The sequence below is a fragment of the Kitasatospora kazusensis genome (genome assembly GCF_039529945.1).
GTDB lineage: Bacteria > Actinomycetota > Actinomycetes > Streptomycetales > Streptomycetaceae > Kitasatospora > Kitasatospora kazusensis.
In genome coordinates, this window is the sequence record NZ_BAAANT010000005.1 from 78776 (window position 1) to 96207 (window position 17432).

Annotated in this window: 14 protein-coding genes; 8 read left to right on the top strand and 6 right to left on the bottom strand. The window is 74.6% G+C overall.

Annotated features, from left to right (window positions below):
- Positions 1 to 72 precede the first annotated feature (72 nt).
- From ABD330_RS06435 to ABD330_RS06460, 6 genes are all read left to right on the top strand, one after another.
- Positions 73 to 1269, top strand: a complete 1197-nt coding sequence (locus ABD330_RS06435) for an ATP-grasp domain-containing protein (protein ID WP_344461689.1) — start codon at positions 73 to 75, stop codon at positions 1267 to 1269.
- Positions 1266 to 2984, top strand: a complete 1719-nt coding sequence (locus ABD330_RS06440; RefSeq protein ID WP_344461691.1) for an IucA/IucC family protein — start codon at positions 1266 to 1268, stop codon at positions 2982 to 2984. The genes ABD330_RS06435 and ABD330_RS06440 overlap by 4 nt, the downstream gene beginning before the upstream one ends.
- Positions 2981 to 4225 carry an MFS transporter gene (locus ABD330_RS06445; protein WP_425555464.1) on the top strand — a complete coding sequence of 415 codons (1245 nt, stop codon included), beginning with the start codon at positions 2981 to 2983 and terminating at the stop codon, positions 4223 to 4225. Before ABD330_RS06440 ends, ABD330_RS06445 begins: the two co-directional genes overlap by 4 nt.
- A complete protein-coding gene (locus ABD330_RS06450) occupies positions 4225 to 5952 on the top strand; it encodes an IucA/IucC family protein (RefSeq protein WP_344461693.1) in 1728 nt (575 codons plus the stop codon). Before ABD330_RS06445 ends, ABD330_RS06450 begins: the two co-directional genes overlap by 1 nt.
- The gene (locus ABD330_RS06455; protein WP_344461695.1) at positions 5949 to 7154 is read left to right on the top strand and encodes a type III PLP-dependent enzyme; all 1206 of its coding nucleotides are present in this window, start codon (positions 5949 to 5951) and stop codon (positions 7152 to 7154) included. The genes ABD330_RS06450 and ABD330_RS06455 overlap by 4 nt, the downstream gene beginning before the upstream one ends.
- An 89-nt stretch (positions 7155 to 7243) precedes the next feature.
- Positions 7244 to 8047, top strand: a complete 804-nt coding sequence (locus ABD330_RS06460; RefSeq protein ID WP_344461971.1) for an inositol monophosphatase family protein — start codon at positions 7244 to 7246, stop codon at positions 8045 to 8047.
- A gap of 154 nt (positions 8048 to 8201) precedes the next feature.
- Here ABD330_RS06460 and ABD330_RS06465 read toward each other — a convergent pair whose 3' ends face one another.
- The 4 genes from ABD330_RS06465 to ABD330_RS06480 form a co-directional block, all read right to left on the bottom strand.
- Positions 8202 to 9404, bottom strand: coding sequence for a cytochrome P450 (locus ABD330_RS06465; RefSeq protein WP_344461697.1), 1203 nt, complete (start codon positions 9402 to 9404; stop codon positions 8202 to 8204).
- Between the two features lie 42 nt (positions 9405 to 9446).
- Positions 9447 to 10259 (bottom strand): tRNA-dependent cyclodipeptide synthase, encoded by an 813-nt coding sequence (locus tag ABD330_RS06470; RefSeq protein ID WP_344461699.1) that lies wholly within the window; start codon positions 10257 to 10259, stop codon positions 9447 to 9449.
- Between the two features lie 715 nt (positions 10260 to 10974).
- Positions 10975 to 12492, bottom strand: coding sequence for a pyridoxal phosphate-dependent decarboxylase family protein (locus ABD330_RS06475; protein ID WP_344461701.1), 1518 nt, complete (start codon positions 12490 to 12492; stop codon positions 10975 to 10977).
- Positions 12489 to 13838, bottom strand: a complete 1350-nt coding sequence (locus ABD330_RS06480; RefSeq protein ID WP_344461703.1) for a diaminobutyrate--2-oxoglutarate transaminase family protein — start codon at positions 13836 to 13838, stop codon at positions 12489 to 12491. Before ABD330_RS06480 ends, ABD330_RS06475 begins: the two co-directional genes overlap by 4 nt.
- Before the next feature lie 183 nt (positions 13839 to 14021).
- On the opposite strand from ABD330_RS06480, the gene ABD330_RS06485 reads away from it, so the two are divergent.
- On the top strand, positions 14022 to 14624 hold the full coding sequence (locus tag ABD330_RS06485; protein WP_344461705.1) for a class I SAM-dependent methyltransferase: 603 nt from the start codon (positions 14022 to 14024) through the stop codon (positions 14622 to 14624).
- 19 nt (positions 14625 to 14643) lie between these two features.
- Here ABD330_RS06485 and ABD330_RS06490 read toward each other — a convergent pair whose 3' ends face one another.
- On the bottom strand, positions 14644 to 15339 hold the full coding sequence (locus tag ABD330_RS06490) for an MOSC domain-containing protein (RefSeq protein WP_344461707.1): 696 nt from the start codon (positions 15337 to 15339) through the stop codon (positions 14644 to 14646).
- Between the two features lies 1 nt (position 15340).
- Entirely contained in the window at positions 15341 to 16669 is a 1329-nt protein-coding gene (locus tag ABD330_RS06495; protein WP_344461709.1) for an MFS transporter, read from the bottom strand.
- 93 nt (positions 16670 to 16762) lie between these two features.
- Between ABD330_RS06495 and ABD330_RS06500 the strand changes: the two genes are divergently transcribed.
- Complete coding sequence (locus tag ABD330_RS06500) at positions 16763 to 17380, top strand: CGNR zinc finger domain-containing protein (RefSeq protein WP_344461711.1); 618 nt, start codon at positions 16763 to 16765, stop codon at positions 17378 to 17380.
- Positions 17381 to 17432 lie beyond the last annotated feature (52 nt).

Genomic DNA, 17432 nt, shown 5'->3' on the forward strand with positions numbered 1-17432 from the left:
ACCGTGCGGGGGCGGTTCAACAGAGGGACCGCCCCCGCTCCCCGACCCCGCAGCACCGAGAGGACCCCCGTCGTGCGGCTGTACCTGCTCGCCCTCAACCCCACCGACTCCGTCACCCAGGGCTTCCTGCCCGCCGCCGCGAGACTCGGGCTGACGGTCACCGTGCTGACCGACTCCGCCGAGGCCCACCGGGCGGCGTACACCGGGCTGGCGGCCGCACCCGAGGTGGTGGAGTGCGAGGTCCGCGACCACCGCGAGGTGATCGCGGTGATCGCACGGCAGCACGCGCCGGCCGCGGTGTTCAGCAACAGCGACCACCTGCAGACCCAGACCGCGCTGGCCGCCGAGTACTTCGGCCTGCCCGCCAAGGACTGGAAGGCCGCCCTGCGGGCCAAGAACAAGGCCGAGCTCCGACGGCACCTCGCACAGGCGGGCCTGGACAGCGTCTGGTCGGCCGAGATCGCGCCCGGCGAGGACGGCTCCGCACTCGACCCGCCGTTCCCCTGCGTGCTCAAACCGCGCGAAGGGGTGGCCAGCGAGGACGTCGCACTCGTCGCCGACGCGGCCGAACTCGCGCTGCGCTGCCGGGAGATCCAGCGCCGCCGCCCCGACGCGGTGCTGGTCGCCGAGGAGTTCCTGACCGGCGAGCTGTACACCCTGGAGACGCTCGGCGACGGCCGCACCCGGCACGTGCTCGGCGGCTTCCACACCCGGCTGTCCCCGCCGCCGCACTTCGTCGAGGAGGTGCTGACCTTCGTCCCGGCGCATCCGCCGGCCGTCCTCGGCCAGGTGCTCGCGCAGCTGGACGCACTGGGCGTCGGGCTCGGCGCCTGCCATACCGAGTTCGTCGTCCAGCCGGACGGCCGGGCCCGCCTGATCGAGGTCAACTACCGTGCCATCGGCGACCAGTGCGATCTGATGCTGGCCCAGATCCTGGAGATCCCGTACTTCGAGCACGTGCTCCGCGCCCACCTGGGCGAGCCGCTGCCCGCCGACCTCGGCGCCCGCGGCGACCTGCGGGCCCGCAACGAGGTGGTCTGCGCCGACCGCGCGGGCGTGCTCACCGCCGCCCCCGGCCCGTACGACCGGGACACCGACGGCGTGCGGCTGGCCTACCGGCCGCTGCGCGGGCTCGGCGAACGGCACGAGCACCACCGCACCAACCGGGACTACCTCGGGGTGGTCTGGGCGATCGGCTCGGACCAGGACGCCGTGGACGCGGCCGTGGCCGCCTTCATCACCGCGAACAGCTGGGAGATCACTCCGTGAGCACCACCGACGACCTGACGCTGCGCGTGCTCGGGGCCCTGCTGCGCGAGGACGTCGCCGGGCTGCGCGGCACCGGCACGCTGGAGCGGCGCCCCGACGGCGACTGGCTGCGCACCGGGGGCCTGGCGCTGCCGGTACGGGTGGAGGGCCGGCAGGGCTTCCAGTGCGAGTACGCCGCCAGGCTGCCGCTGCTGGAGCTGGACGGCGCCGCCCACACCGAACTCGGCTCGATCATCCGGGTGTTGGAGGATCTCGCCGACCCCGACGACCGGCCCGGCCACCGGGCGTTCGCCGAGGAGTGCCGGCAGACCCTGGCCACCATGCGGCTGCACGACGCCGTCCGGGACGAGGTGCACGCCGCCCTCGCCGAACGGTACGGCGCGGACCCGGCCGACTGGACCGGCCTGGCCGGGAGTCTGGCCTTCGACACGCTGGCCGCCTACCTGGACCACCCCGTCTACCCGACCGCACGCGGCCGCTCCGGCCTGGACAACGATCAACTTCGCTCCTACGCACCCGAGTTCCACCCGTCCTTCGAACTGCGCTGGCTCGCGGTGCCGGCCGCCGCACTCACCGTCGAGGGCGCCGGCCCGCTGCCCGCCTGGTGGCCGACGCCCGCCCGGCTCGGACTGGACGGCCCGGACGGCCCGTACCTGACGCTACCCGTGCACCCGCTGACGGCGGACGCCGCGCTCGCCGCGCTGCCCGGCGCGCTGCTCGCCGAGCGGCCGTACCTGGCGGTCACCCCCACGCTGTCGATGCGCACCGTCGCCGTCGACCAGGACCCGGCCTGCCACCTCAAGCTGCCGCTCGCCACCGCCACTCTCGGCCTTCGCAACCGGCGCACCATCAAGCCCGGCACCCTGGTGGACGGCGCCGCAGGGCAACGCCTGCTGGCCGCGGTGATCGCCCGTGAGCCGCGCTTCGCCGGGCGGGTGCTGCTCGCCGACGAGCAGTGCTACGCCCACGCCGGCCACGAGCTGCTGGCCGTACTCTCCCGCCGCTACCCGGCCGGGCTGGAGCAGGCGGTGACGGTGCCGCTGGCGGCCCTGGCGGCGCCGGGCCCCGGCGGGCGGCTGGTCGTCGACCGGCTGGCCGACCGCTTCTACGACGGGTCGGTGATCGGGCTCTACGACGAGTTCCTGGAACTGCTGCTGGACTGGCAGACCACCCTCTTCGGGTACGGGATCGCACTGGAGTCGCACCAGCAGAACACCTCGCTGGTACTCGACTTCGACGACCGCGCCGACGGCGAAGCGGGCAGGGGCGGCGGGACCAGACTCCGGCTGCTCTACAAGGACAACGACGGCCCCCGGGTCAACCCGGCCCGGCTCGGCGAACTGGCTCCTCTGGGAGCGGAGTTCGACGACGAGCGGGTCACCGCCCCGGACGACCGCGCCCTCACCAACCTGTTCACCACCATCACCGGCCACCTCTGCACCGCCTCGCTCGCCTTCGAGCTGGCCGCGCACGGACGGGTGCCGCTGGCGGACACCCTGGGGCTGCTCCACGCCCGGCTGGACTCCGCGATCGAGCGGCTCGGCCCCGCCGGGGCATCCCTGCGGGCCGCACTGCTGGACGCCGACCGGCTGCCGGTCAAGGCGATGGTCAGCGCCGGCACCCTGTTCAGCAAGGAGCGCTCCGGCGCCGCCGACGTCAACAAGCACTACACCACCGGGCCCAACTACCTGAAGCCGTACGGGGTCTCCCGGTGAACACCACGACCGGCCGGCCGGCGTCGACCGCACCGGCCGCACCGGCGGCACCGGCCGCACCGCCGGGCCTCGGTCGGCGCCAGGTGCACGCGGTGGCCGCCTGCTACTTCGTGGCCTCGTTCGCCGCGCTCGGCCTGCCGCCCTACCTCACGGCCATCCTGCCGACCCTCGGCGACCCCCGGGCGCACTGGGCCGGGGTGCTCTACATCGTGCCGACCGTCTTCAGTGCGCTGGGCGCCCCGCTCTGGGGACGCCTGGCCGACCGGTACGGCCGCAAGCGGCTGCTGCTCCGGGCCCAACTCGGCCTCGCCGTCTCGTTCCTGCTCGCCGGGGCGGCCGACAGCCTGCCGGCCTTCACCGCCGCCCTGGTGCTCCAGGGCTTTCTCGGGGGTACCTTCGCCGCCACCAACGGCTTCCTCGCGGCGGCCCTCGACGGCTCGCAGCTCTCCCGGGCGCTCACCCTGATGCAGGGCAGCGCACGGGCCGCGCTGGTCTCCGCGCCGATCCTGGTCGGCGCGCTCTCGCCGTGGATCCCGCCGCACCGGCAGTACCTGGTGATGGCCGTGCTGCCGCTGGCGGCGGCCGGATTCCTGGCCCTGCTGCCGGAGCCCGTCCGGCCCGCGCCCGCCGGGGCCGGGGCCGGCTCCGCCCCGGCTGCGCCCAAGCCGCTCCGGCTGCTCTACACCGTCGAGTTCGCGTTCGTCTTCGCCACCATCGTCTCCTACCCCTACCTGATCACCCTGGTCGACACCCGGCTGCCCGGCATCCCGGGCACCACCGCGGGCCTGCTGTTCGCCCTCCCGCACCTCTGCTACCTGGCCTTCGCCGGCCGCGTGCACAGCACCTTCCTGCGGCGGCCCCGGACGGGCCTGGCACTCGGGTTCGCCCTGGTCGCGGCCGGTCTCGCCGGGCACTGGCCGGCCCACCAGCTGGCGGCCTTCGCGCTGGCCCGGCTGGTCCTCGGCGCCGGGATGACCCTCGGGCTGGTCTGCCTCTCGGTACTGGCGGCCGAAGCCGCCCACGGCCGGGCACCCGGCCGGATGTTCGGGACCCTGGAGCTGGTCTCCAAGGGCGGCGCCGTCGCCGCCGGGCTGGTCGCCACGCTGGTCAACAGCGTCTACGGCCCGGGCGCCACCGTCCTGGCCGGCACCGCCGCCGCGCTCGCCGCGCTCGCACTCGTCCTCCTCTCCCGCCTCCCCCGCCTCGCCCTCCTCTTCCGCCTCTCCCATCGGAGCAACTGATGGCCTCTCCTCTCCCCGCCCTCCAGCCCTCCACCGCCGCTCCGGCCGAACTCCCGAGCGCCGAGCACGCCGTGACGCACACCCTGCTCAACTGCCTGCTCCGCGAGGTCTCCGCCCCCGAGCACCAGACCGCCGTCGCCGACGGCCGGCTGCACCTGCGGCTGCCCCGGCGCGGGGTCGTGCTGCGGATCGAGCTGCGCCGCACCTCGCTCTCCGGCGCGCACCGGTTCACCGGCCCGGCGTTCGCGCAGACCGCGGCGGGCTGGGCCGAGCTGGGCTGGCGGGAGCTGGCCGAGCACGTCCAGGCGGAGCTGACGCTGCGCAGCGGGCTGAGCAACGAGGAGTTCCTGCCGCAGCTGGCCTCCAGCCACCAGGGCGTCCGCGCCGGACTCGCCCGCCGCGCCGCGCCCGGCGCCGACCGGTACCTGGAGTCCGAGCAGGCGCTGCTCTTCGGCCACCGCTTCCACCCGGCACCCAAGGCCCGTTCGGCCGACCACACGGCCTGGGACGCGTACGCGCCGGAGGCCCGCGCCGCCTTCCGGCTGCGCCACCTCGCCGTCCGCGCCGAACTGATCGCCGAGGACACCACCGACCCCGCCGCGCTCGCCCTGCTCGACGGCCTGGGCTCCGTCCCGGAGGGCTACCGGCTGCTGCCGGCCCACCCCTGGCAGTACGAACTGCTGCGTGACAACCCGCTGTTGCAGGCCGCGCTGGAACGCGGCGACATCCTGGACCTGGGCCCGGGCGGCGCGCCGTTCACGCCGACCGCCTCCGTCCGCACCCTGCACGGGGCCGGCGCCTTCCTGAAGTTCAGCCTGAACGTGCGGATCACCAACTGCCTGCGCAAGAACGCCGCGTACGAGCTGACCGGCGCCGTCGCCCTGACCCGCCTGCTGGCCGGGCCGCTCGGCGACCTGGCCGAGCGCTTCCCGGACTCGACGATGCTGCGCGAGCCCGCCTACCGCACCCTCGCCCTGCCGGGCGCCGACGGGCGCCCCGACACGGCGCTGTTCGAGGGCTTCGGCCTGATCGTCCGGGAGGGGCTGGCCGGCGCGCTGCGCCCCGGTGTCACCCCGCTGCTGGCGGCGGCGGTGGCGGACGAGTACCCGACCAGCTCGGCTCACATCTCCGCGCTGCTGGACGGCGCGGGCCCGCAGGAGGCCCGTGAGTGGTGGGCGGCGTACCTGCGGCTGGTGCTGCCGCCGGTCCTGGCCGCCTACTTCGACCACGGCGTGGTGCTGGAACCGCACCTGCAGAACGTGGTGCTCGGCGTGGACGCGGACGGACGGCCCGCGCAGGTCTTCTTCCGCGACCTGGAGGGCACCAAACTGCTCCCCGAGCGGAACGCGGAGCTGCTGGCGCAACTGCCGCCCCAGGTGGCAGGCCCGATAGCCTACGACGCGCAGCGCGGCTGGGACCGGGTGGTCTACTGCCTGCTGGTCAACCACGTCTCCGAACTGCTGGCCGCCCTCGCCGACCGGTACCCGCTGCTGGAGGGCGCGTTCTGGGCAGAGGTGCGGTCGGTGCTGACCGGGTACGCGGACGCGCACGGCTGCCCGCCCCGGCTGAACGCCCTGATCGCCGGAGTGCCGCTGCCCGCCAAGGCCAACCTGCTGACCCGCTGGGAGCGCAAGGCGGACCGGGAGGCCGGGTACGTACGGCTGCCGTCGCCGCTCGCCGAGGACGTGCTGGCCGAGGCCGCGCGCAACTGGGACGATGCCCGGTGAGCGCCCGGGTGGCGCGGCATGCCGCCGCACTGACGAGCAGTCAACTTCCTTCCTACATCTACGATCTGGACGCGCTGCGGGAGCACTCCGCCGCCGTCCGGGCCGCACTGCCCGCACGGGTGGAGCTGTACTACGCGGCGAAGGCCAACCCCGAGCCGCAGGTCCTGGCCGCACTGCGCGGCGCGGTGGACGGCTACGAGGTCTCCTCCGGAGGCGAGTTGGCGCATGTCCGGGCCGCCGTGCCGGACGCCCGGCTGGCCTTCGGCGGTCCGGGGAAGACGCCGGACGAGATCGCGGCGGCGCTGCGGCTCGGCGTCCGGCGCTGGCACGTGGAGAGTGAGCACGAACTGCGGCTGCTCGCCGCGCAGGCCCAACAGCCGGTCGACGTCCTGCTCCGGGCCAACCTGCCCGTCACTTCGGGAGCGCTGGACTCGGTGGCACTGGCGATGGGCGGCCGCCCGACCCCCTTCGGCCTCGACCCGGCGCGGGTGGCGGACTGCGTACGGCTGCTCGGTACCCCCGGGTTCGAGCTGCTGCGGCTGCGCGGCGTGCACGCCCACCTCGCCAGCGGGCTGGACGCGGCCGAGCAGCTGGCCGTCGCCGCCCAGGTCGTCCGGTGGTCGGCGGAGCTGGGTGCCCGGCACGGCATCGAGTTCGCCGAGGTCAACGTGGGCGGCGGGATGGCCGTCGACTACGCCGACCCGCAGGCCCGCTTCGACTGGAACGCCTTCGGCGCCGGGCTGGCCGAGCTGCTGGCGCAGCACCCCGGACTGACCCTGCGGATCGAGCCGGGCCGCGCACTGACGGCGTACTGCGGCTGGTACGCGAGCGAGGTGCTGGACGTGAAGCAGAGCCACGGCGAGGACTTCGCGGTCCTGCGCGGCGGCACCCACCACCTGCGGACGCCCGCGACCCGCGGCCACGACCAGCCCTTCACCGTCAGCCCCGTCGCCGACTGGCCGCGCCCCTGGCCGCGCCCCGCCGTGACGACCGGCCGGGTCACCCTGGCCGGGCAGCTCTGCACCCCGAAGGACGTCCTGGCCCGTCAGGCCCCCGTCCGGGCGCTGCGGGCCGGTGACCGGGTGCTCTTCGCGATGGCGGGCGCCTACGCGTGGAACATCTCCCACCACGAGTTCCTGATGCACCCCCGGCCGGGCTTCCACTTCCTCGGGTCGGCGGCCGCAGCCGGGCGCCGCAGCTGACGAGGTGCACCACGGGCAGGGCCCGCCGCAGGTCGGGGCCGTACGGACGTGCGAGAGTGGTACCCATCGAAGGGAGCGCTCACGTGCTGATGGAGAAGGTGGCCGAAATCCTCGCCGAGGCGTCGGCCGAGGCGGTCGAGCCGCGTTTCCGGGCACTGGCCGCCGGCGAGGTGATGGAGAAGGCCCCCGGCGAGGTGGTCACCGTCGCGGACCGCGAGGCCGAGCAGATCATCACCCGCCGCCTGCGCGAACTGCTGCCCGTGCCCGTGGTCGGCGAGGAGGCGGTCGCCGCCGACCCGGCCCTGGCCCGGGCGCTGCTCTCCGAGCCCGCCGTCTGGCTGGTCGACCCGGTCGACGGCACCTCGAACTTCGTCGCGGGCCGCCCGGACTTCGCCGTGATGGCCTCACTGGTACGCGGCGGGCAGACCGTGGCCGCCTGGATCTGGCAGCCGGTCACCGGGACGGCCTACGCGGCCGAGCTGGGCTCGGGCGCCTGGCGGAACGGGCACCAGCTGACCCGCACGCCCGCCGGGGACGCGCCGGAGAAGTGGCGCGGGGTCCTGAAGAGCCGGTTCCTGGAGCCGGCCGAACACCACCGCCTGCGGACCAACGCACGCGTCTTCGGCCACCTCTCCGAGGGCCTGCGGGCGGCGGGCATCGAGTACCCGCAGATCGCCGACGGCGACCAGGACTTCATCCTCTACTGGCGGACCCTCCCCTGGGACCACTCCCCCGGCTCCCTCCTGGTCACCGAGGCCGGCGGCACCAGCGCCCGGCTCGACGGCACCCCCTACCACCCCGAGCCCCCGGGCGGCCGCGACGGCCTCCTGGTCGCCTCCGACCCCGCCACCTGGGAACGCACCCGAGCCATCCTCCTCGGCACCCCCACCTGAGACCCAGCTCTGCAGCTCGCCCAAGGTTGCACTATCCAGGGGCGCGAGGAACTGCGCGAAATCGGAAGGCACCGCACCATCACTCCCGTTTCGCGCAGTTCCCCGCGCCCCTTGGGTCAGCCCACCCGTCGGGCGGACCTCCGCGCCCCCTGGGCTACCAGAGCAGGGGCAGCCGTTCCGGGAGCCGCTTGATGAAGCCCGGGCGCCAGGCGAGCTGCTCCACCGGGAGGGCGAGGCGGAGGGCCGGCAGCCGCTCGACCAGCGCCTGGAGGGCGATCTCCGCGTGGGTGCGGCCGAGCGCGGAGGCCGGGCAGAAGTGCCGGCCGGCGCCGAAGGCGAGGTGCGGATTGTCCGGGCGGTCGAAGTCGATCTTCTCGGGGTGCGGGAAGACCTCCGGGTCGTAGTTCGCGCCTTCGACCAGGACCAGCACCAGCTCGCCCTGCTTCACCAGCACCTCGCCGAGCCGGACGTCCGCCGTCGCCAGCCGGGGCAACGCGTCGCCGATCGACAGGTTGTAGCGGAGCAGTTCGTCCACCGCCCGGCCGATCACGGCCGGCTCCCGGCGGAGCCGTTCGGCCAGCTCGGGCTGCTGGACCAGGGCGATGATCGCGTGCAGCAGGAAGGCGGAGGTGGAGACCGCCCCGGCACCGAACAGCGAGAGCGCAACGGTGGCCAGCAGCTCGTCGTCGACCTGGTCCGAGACGTCCGGCGAGCGCCGCAGCTCGGCGAAGCGGCCGAGCAGGCCCTCGGTGGGCGCCGGGTCGGCGTTCAGCCGGCCCAGCAGGTAACCGAGGTCCTTGTACCAGTTCGGCCCGGATCCCTCGAAGACCGCCGGGCTGGTGACGAAGGCCAGGTCGATGCCGGACATCAGCCGGCGCCAGTCGTCGGTCGGTATCCCGAGCAGCTTGCAGTGCAGCGCGGCGGAGTACGGCTCGGTGAAGCCGTCCCGCAGGTCGGCCGGCGGGCCCTGCTCGACCAGGCGGTCGATCAGCCGGTGCGCTTCGGCCTCCAGCCAGCCGCCCAACTCCTTGTCGGCGCGCGGCGAGAGGGTCTTCATGACGGCGGTGCGCAGCCCGGCGCTGTTGATGTTGCCCATGTTGTTCACCACCTCCGGCGGGATGGTCAGCGCGTACTGGCGCGGCACTCCCGGGTTGGCGGTGTCCTTGAGGCTGAAGCGCTCGTCCTCCAGCACCTGCTTGGCCAGCTGGTAGCTGCTGACCAGCCAGGCTTCGTCGCCGGTCAGGGTGCGGACCTTGGCCACCGGGTGCTTGGCCCGCAACACGTCGGCCTCCTCCGGCAGGACGTCGCCGCGCCGGGAGAGCGGGAAGGTGAACTCGGGCGGTGCGCTCATGGGCATGGGTGCTGCTCCTCTTGGTACGGGCTGGGGTTGACGGTCGGTTCAGGCCGCGGCGACGGCGGGGGCCTGCGGCCCGGGCAGCGGGCGGATCACGGCGTAGCCCTGCTCCGGCGCCGCCCTGAGGCCTTCGCTCCGGCCGAACAGGACGGGTGTGAGCGGTAGTTGGACGTGGTAGCAGGAGACGGAGGTGGGCACGCCGAGCAGCTTGGGGGTGTCCAGGAAGAACGGCAGCTCGGCGGCTATGTACGCGACCCCGGCGGCGAGTTGGGCGGCCGAGACGTCCTGGCCGTCGGCCGTCCGGGCGGCGAGGAAGGCACGGGCCATCCCCTCGGCGGCCTCCCGGAAGACCGGGTCGTCCTCCAGTGCCTCCAGCACGCTGCGATGCAGGCCCTGGTACACCGCGTCGGAGCGGAACTCGGAGAGGGCGCGGACCCGGACCCCGGGCAGACCGGCCTCCTCGACCCCGCGCTGGATGCGGCGGTGGGTGGTCTTGATCTCCTTGGTGGCCCGTCGCAGCGCACGGTCCGGCGGGTAGCCGAAGGCCGCGAACTGGGTGTCGACGTGCAGATCGGCGTAGACGATGTCCATGGAGCCGAAGAACTCTCCTCCCCAGCACAGGAGTTCGGCGATCCGCTGGGGGCTGAAGTAGCTGTTGCCGGGGCTGACGCCGATCAGCAGGTGATCGCCGCGCCGCCAGACCCGTCGGCAGCGGTCGGAGTACGGCAGAGCTTCGAACCGGGCAGGGGCGTCGAGGGAACCGGCTGTGCCGCCGGTCCCGACCGTAGCGGTCGTTCCGGTGATGCTGATGGTGCTGGTGCTGGTGCTGGTGCTGGTGCTCAGGAGCATGTCGCTCATACCGCGCGGCCTCCGCGTCGCAGGACTGAATGCACTGAAGTGGTGGTGTGGCGCAGGGTGGGGTGAAGGGGGCGGTTCCGGCGCGGGGGCGCCGCCGCTCGGGGGGGGATCACCCGGCCGAGGCGGTTTCCGCCCGGGCGGGGGTACGGGCCGCGCCGGGGCAGGGTGCCGCGCCGGACGGGCCGGGGGAGCCGGCCGGGCCTACAGCCGGGCCGGCAGTGGACGGACCGAGGATGCGGCAGCAGTGGCCGCGACCGGTCCGGGCGTTTCGGGTGCCTCGAAACGACATGCCGCGGTGGCCGCGAGATCGCGGTCGCGCATGGCGGATCCCCCTAGCGCCGCGAGTCCCGAGGGGCCGTGTGCTCCTGGTGTGGCGGCGGCTACTAGAAGTTACCGCCGGGGTTCGGCCGGTGCGCAAGCCCGGCCGGACGGATGGCCGAAACCGATCGGCAGGACGACCGAAAGCGGCTGGACAGACCGGGGGAAAGTATGTCCACGGAGTCATTCGGCGCGGCAAGGCGCAGCCGTGCACGTCCCTGACCAGTGTGTCTTCATCCAAAGCCGACGGAGTGTGAGGCTCCGGGTTCTGTTCGGAACAGCTGATTTCGGCCGAACCGCCGAGCCGGTTCCCGCCCGCACCGCCCGCACCGCCCGCACCGCCCGCACCGCCCGCACCGCCCGCACCGCCCGCACCGCCCGCACCGCCCGCACCTCACTACTCCCCCTCCGCCCACTCCTCCCCCCGCTCCACCGCGCGGCCGGCCCGGACCACCTCGGCCAGCAGGGCGGCCACCTGCTCCCCGGTGGTGTGCGGGTTGAGCAGGGTCAGCTTGAGCCGGACCCGGCCCGGGCCCTCGCCCGGCAGCTCGGTCCGCCCGACCACCGCGCGGCCCGCCCGCAGCAGGGCGCGGCGGAGTTCGGCGTTGCACCGGTCCGCCGCCGCCGGGTCACCGGAGGCGGGCAGGTAGCGGAAGACCACGGTGGTGAGCACCGGCGCGCAGTGCAGTTCGAGCGCGGGTTCGCGCCGGACGGTGTCGGCCGCGCCGAGCGCGAGATCGTGGCAGCTGTCGACAAGTCGGCCCAGACCGGCCCGGCCGAGGGTCCGCAGGGTGACGGCGATCTTGAAGGCGTCGGCCCGGCGGGTGGTGCGCAGCGACAGCCCGAGCAGGCTCGGGTAGCCGGCGCGTTCGTCGTCCGCGGGGTTGAGGTAGACGGCGCGGCGGGCGAGCGAGGCGTACGTCCGCGCACGGCGGACCAGGAACACCCCGGCGGCGGCGGGCTGCCAGCCGAGCTTGTGCCAGTCCAGCGAGACGGAGTCGGCGCGGGCGATCCCGTCCAGCAGCGGGGCGAGCCGGTCCGAGAGCAGCGCGCCGCCGCCGTACGCGGCGTCCACGTGCAGCCAGGCGCCGTACTCGGCGGCGAGGTCGGCGGCGGTGTGCAGCGGGTCAACGGCTCCGGTGTCGGTCGTCCCGGCGGTGGCGACCACGGCGATCGGCGTGCCGCCCTCGCGGACGGTGTCGGCGAGCGCCTCGGCGAGGGCGGCCGGGTCCATCCGCAGCTCGCGGTCGACCGGGACGGCCCGGACGGCGCGCTCGCCGAGCCCGAGCAGGGCGGCGGCGCGCTGGACCGAGAAGTGGGCGGCCTGCGAGGCGAGGATGCGCGGGCGCACCCCGGCGGGCAGGCCGTCCAGCTCCACCTCGGCGGCCAGCACCTGGTCGCGGGCCAGCATCAGACCCATCAGGTTGGACTCGGTGCCGCCCGAGGTGAGTACGCCGGCCGCCTCGGCCGGGTCGAAGCCGACCAGGGCGGCGAGTTCGGCCAGCAGCGCCGTCTCCAGGGAGGTGGCGACGGGCGCCTGGTCCCAGGAGTCCAGCGAGGGGTTGAGCGCGCTCACCGCGAGGTCGGCGGCCACCGCGACGGCCAGCGGCGGGCAGTGCAGGTGCGCCGCGCAGGCCGGGTCGGCGGGGTCGGCGCTGCCGTGGGCGAGGAACTCGGTGAGGCGGGCCAGGGCGTCCGGCTCCGCCGCGAACGCCGCCGGGGCCTGCCCGGCCGACTGCGCGGCCAGGTGCCCGGCCACCTGCTCGGCCACCTGCTCGGCCAGCTCCTCGGGACGGCCGGCCGGGATCGGCCCGGCCCGGCGCTCGGCCCCCGCCCGCAGGCCGGCCAGCACCTGCTCCAGCAGCGGGCGCAGCGCGTCCGGACCGTCGGCCCCGCCGGAGAGCCGGGTGCTCATACGGACGCCTCGATGGCGTCGGCGAGCCGGTCCAGGACGGCTTCGACCTGCTCGTCGGTGATGGTGAGCGGCGGCAGCAGGCGGAGCACGGCGTCGTGCCGCCCGCCGAGTTCGACGATCAGGCCGCGTTGCAGGCAGGCCGCCCGCACCCGGGCGGCGAGCGCCGGATCGGCGGGGTGCGCGCCGCAGCTGTCGGGGCCGGCGGCCGGGTCGACGAGTTCGAGGCCGAGCATCAGGCCGCGCCCCCGGACGTCGCCGACCGCCGGCAGCCGGTCCTTCAGCGCGCCGAGCCGGGCGGTCATCCCGGCCCCCAGCAGGGCGGCCCGCTCGGCCAGGCCGTTGGCGGCGACGTACCGCAGGGTCGCGGCGCCGGCCGCCATCGCGAGGGTGTTGCCCCGGAAGGTGCCGGTGTGCGCGCCGGGCTGCCAGCCGTCGTACTCCTCGCGGTAGACCACCACCGCGAGCGGCAGGCTGCCGCCGATCGCCTTGGAGAGCACCATGGCGTCGGGGACGATGCCGCTGTGCTCGACCGCCCACATCGCGCCGGTGCGGCCGACACCGGTCTGCACCTCGTCCACGATCAGCGGGATGCCGCGCTCGGCGGTGATCCGGCGCATCTCGCGCAGCCAGCCGTCCGGTGCGGGGACGACGCCGCCCTCGCCCTGCACCACCTCCAGGATCATCGCGGCGGGCGGCACGACGCCGCCCGCCGGGTCGTCGAGCAGCCGCTCGACGTACGCCACCGACAGCTCGGCGCCCTGCGGGCCGACGCCGAACGGGCAGCGGTAGGCGTACGGGTAGGGCAGCCTGGTCACCTCTCCGCCGCTGGGCAGCGGGGACTTGACGCCCACGTTGCCGGTGACCGCGAGGGCGCCCGCCGTCATGCCGTGGTACGCGCCGGTGAAGGCGAGCGCGCCGCGCCGCCCGGTGGCGGTCTGCATCAGCTTGAGCGCCGCCTCGACGGCGTCCGTCCCGGCCGGGCCGCAGAAGTGCACCCGGGAGCCGTCGGCGACGGCAGCGGGGAGGCTGCCGAGCAGGGTGGTGGTGAAGTCGTCCTTCTCGGCGGTGGCGAGGTCGAGCAGGTGCAGCGGGGCGCCGCTGTCCAGCGTGCGGCGGATCGCCTCCAGGACGACGGGGTGGTTGTGACCCAGCGCCAGGGTGCCCGCGCCGGACAGGCAGTCCAGGTAGCGGCGGCCGTCGGCACCCTCCACGGTCATCCCGCCCGCCCGCACCGGCACGATCGGGAAGGAGCGCGCGTAGGTGCGGGCGGCCGACTCGCGGACCCGCTGGCGGCGCAGGATCGCGGCGCCGGAGGCGGCGGCGGGGGTGTCGACGGTGAGGGTCAAAGCGGACTCCCGGTTAGATTAGGTAAACCTAACCTAATCCTCCGATGGCAGCCCACCGCGCTCCGGCCCCGGAATTTCACCCGACCGGGCGACCGGTCCCCGGCTACCCAACGACCCGACCGCCCCCGAGGTCACGTACGCTGCCCGGGAGACGCCGGGAGCGGGAGACCGAGGAGCCAGCCGATGACGTACGAGGACGAACTCGCCCGCACCCGTGAGTTCTTCGCCGCGCGAGCGGCCACCTGGGACACCAAGTTCCCGGACGACAGCCCGCGCTACGCCGCCGCCATCGCCGAACTCGGACTCGCCCAGGGCGCGTTCGTCCTCGACGCGGGCTGCGGGACGGGGCGTGCGCTGCCGCTGCTGCGGGCCGCCGTCGGCCCCGGCGGGACGGTGCTCGGCCTCGACCTGACGCCCGAGATGCTCCGGCGGGCCGCCGCGCACCGCGCGGACGCCGCACTCGTCCTGGCCGACGTCGGCCGCCTGCCGCTCCCCGACGGCGCACTGGACGCGGTCTTCGGCGCCGGCCTGGTCTCCCACCTCCCCGACCCGCCCGCCAATCTCCGCGAACTCGCCCGCGCCACCCGCCCCGGCGGCCTGCTCGCCCTCTTCCACCCCATCGGCCGCGCCGCCCTCGCCGCCCGCCACGGCCGCGAGCTCACCCCGGACGACCTCCGCGCCGAACCGGGCCTCCGCCCGCTGCTCGCCGCCGCAGGCTGGCGGCTCACGCGTTACGAGGACGGCGACGACCGCTATCTCGCGGTGGCGGAGCGGACCTCCCGGTAGGCCGCCTGCGGCGCCCGGGTCACGGGACGAGGTAGGGCCGGCCGAGGATCCAGCCGCCGCGTGGCGGCCTGGGCAGGGGCTCGTCGACCAGTTCCACCGGGTCGCCGACGCGGATCGAACCTCCCTGGGCGACCCAGCAGTTGAGGGCGAAGGTGCCGTCGAACTCGCGGATGATGCGGCGCAGCACGTCGAGGTTCTGCTCGCCGGTGTCCGGGTCGACGGTGGTGACGATGCAGCGGCCGCGCAAGGACTCCACGCCGATCAGCGCCTCGCCGATCCGCAACGCCCGGCCGGGCCAGGACCGTTCGGCGAGGCCGTCGACGTCGCCGATCACGAGGTTGGGCCGCAGCCGCCGCCCGTCGTGGCCCAGCGTCGCGACCGCGCCGTCGGTGGCGACCATCAGCGGCAGGACGTCGAAGCGCTCGGGGCCCGCGTAGGGCGCCAGTCCGGCATCCGGGCCGGCCACCGCGCGGACCTCGGCCAGCGTCCGGGGGTCGTCCCAGGGGCGGCCGTCGACGAGGGTCCGGCCGTCCGGCGAGGTGCTCGCGGCGAGTCCGAGCAGGCCGTGCCTGGTCCGCCCGGTCAGGACTCCGCCCGGGCGGCGCACGTGGATCAGCCGGTCGCCGGCCACGCCGTCCTCGGTCAGCTCGGCGGTGTCGAGCCGCTCGCCGCCCAGGGACTTGACCGGGAACCGCCAGAGTTCCGCAACTCGCATGTCAGGCCCGCCCTTCAGCGGGTGCGGGCGCCACCGCCGGCTCCGGGAGGCCGCGCAGCCTACTGACCGGGGAGAGGGCGAGCAGGCCGACGACCGCGGCCGATCCGACGGCCACCACGACCAGCGCCTGGTGCAGCCCGACGGCGCCCACCAGCAGCCCGCCGGTCAGGCCGCCCAGCGCGCCGCCGCCGAACAGCATCGTGCGGAAGGCGGCGTTCATCCGGCCGGTCAGCGACGGCGGGGTGCAGGTCTGGCGCAGGCTGACCATGATCACCCCGGCGACGCCGAGACCCGCGTAACTGAGGAAGAACGAGGCGGTGGACATCGCCACCACCACCGGCCTGGGGCCGTGCGCCGACAGGATCAGCAGCGGACCGAGGAAGATCGCCGACATGGAGAAAGCGTAGGCCCGGCCCAGCGGGAAGCGCTTCACAACCCGGCCGGACAGCAGGCCGCCCGCCAGCCCGCCGACCGAGGAGGCCGAGAAGACGACGCCGATCAGCGCCGGGCTCAGGTGCTCGGCGCGCACGGCGTGGAGCAGGAAGACCGTCCAGACGATGACCAGCGAGAAGTTGCAGAGCGGCGCGATCAGCGCGAGCGGGCGCAGCACCCGGTGGCCGAACACCCAGCGCAGGCCCTCGCGCAGTTCGGCACCGAGACGGCGCCGGGCGCCCGTCGGTGCAGGGCGCGGCTCCGGCGTCCGCACCCGGATCAGCGTCACCAGGGACGCCAGGTACGAGAACGCGTCGACGGCCAGCGCGGTGGGCGCGGACACGACGCCGATCAGCAGGCCCGCGAGGCCCGGCCCGGCGACGTCCGCCGTGGAGGAGGTCACGCCGAGCTTCTGGTTGGCCTCGACGTAGAGCCTCGGGTCCCGCACCACGGTCGGCACGAAGGACATCCAGCTCACGTCGAACAGCACCGACGCGCTGCCGATGGCGGCGGCGAGCACGAGCAGCAGGCCCATCGACAGGTGGTGCAGCGCGTGCAGGACGGGGATCAGCCCGATCAGGACCATCCGGGTCAGGTTCGCGGCGATCAGCAGCGGCCGCCGCCGCAGCCGGTCGACCCAGACGCCGAACAGCAGGCCGAGGACCGGGTACGGGACGAGTTGCAGGAAGCGCAGCAGGCCGACCTCCTGCGGGCCGGCGTCGAAGACCGACACGGCGGTCAACGGCAGCGCGAGGGCGGTGACCTGCGTGCCGAACAGGGAGACCGTCTCGCCGAACCAGAACGTCAGGAAGTCACCGTGCCGCCACAGGCTCTGCGGCGGCGGGAGCTCCGCCCGGTCGGCTGCGGGCTGGTCGGATTCGGCCGTGGTCACGGTCATCTCTCGCTCTTTTCTTATGGTTGAACCCACCTGGAACCGTTAGAGAATGACACGCTATTCTCACGGTTACAAGGGTGTCGTACCATGAGAAAAATGGGAGACCGAGGGGAGCGTGACCAGGTGGAGCGTGATCACCAGCAGACGACGGGCGGTGCGGCCGTACGCGGCGAGTCACCGTCGATCAAGTTCGCCAACACGCGGTACTCGGTACGCGGCCAACTCCGGGAGGGCATCGGCACCCCGGAGGAGCTGAGCGGCTGGCTCGCGGCCGAGTCCCTGGCACTGGGGCTCGAGCCTGGCGCGGCTTCCATCGGGGAACGCGAGGTGGCGGCCTTCCTGGGGCTGCGCGCGGCCGTCCGCTCGGTGCTGCGGACGGCCACCGAAGGACAGGCGCCGGCCCCGGAGGACATCGCGGTACTGAACGCGGCGGCCGCGACCGTCCCGAGCTGGCCCGAACTCACGGTCTCCGGCGACACGTACGCGGTCGTCGAGCGGACCGGCGGCGGCTACACCGACTCCGCCCTCGCAGCCCTCGCCCGCGACGCCATCGCCGTCCTCGGCGGCTCACTCCGCCCTGAGCTGCGGGCCTGCCACGCCCCCGGCTGCACCCAGTTCTTCGTCCGGGAGCATCCGCGACAGGAGTGGTGCGGGCCTGCCTGCGGCAACCGTGCGCGGGCTGCGCGGCACTACCGCAAGCAGCGGGCGGTGTAGTGCGCTCGTTCAGCCACGGACATGACTCCGCCTTGAGCGCGCGATCAGCCAT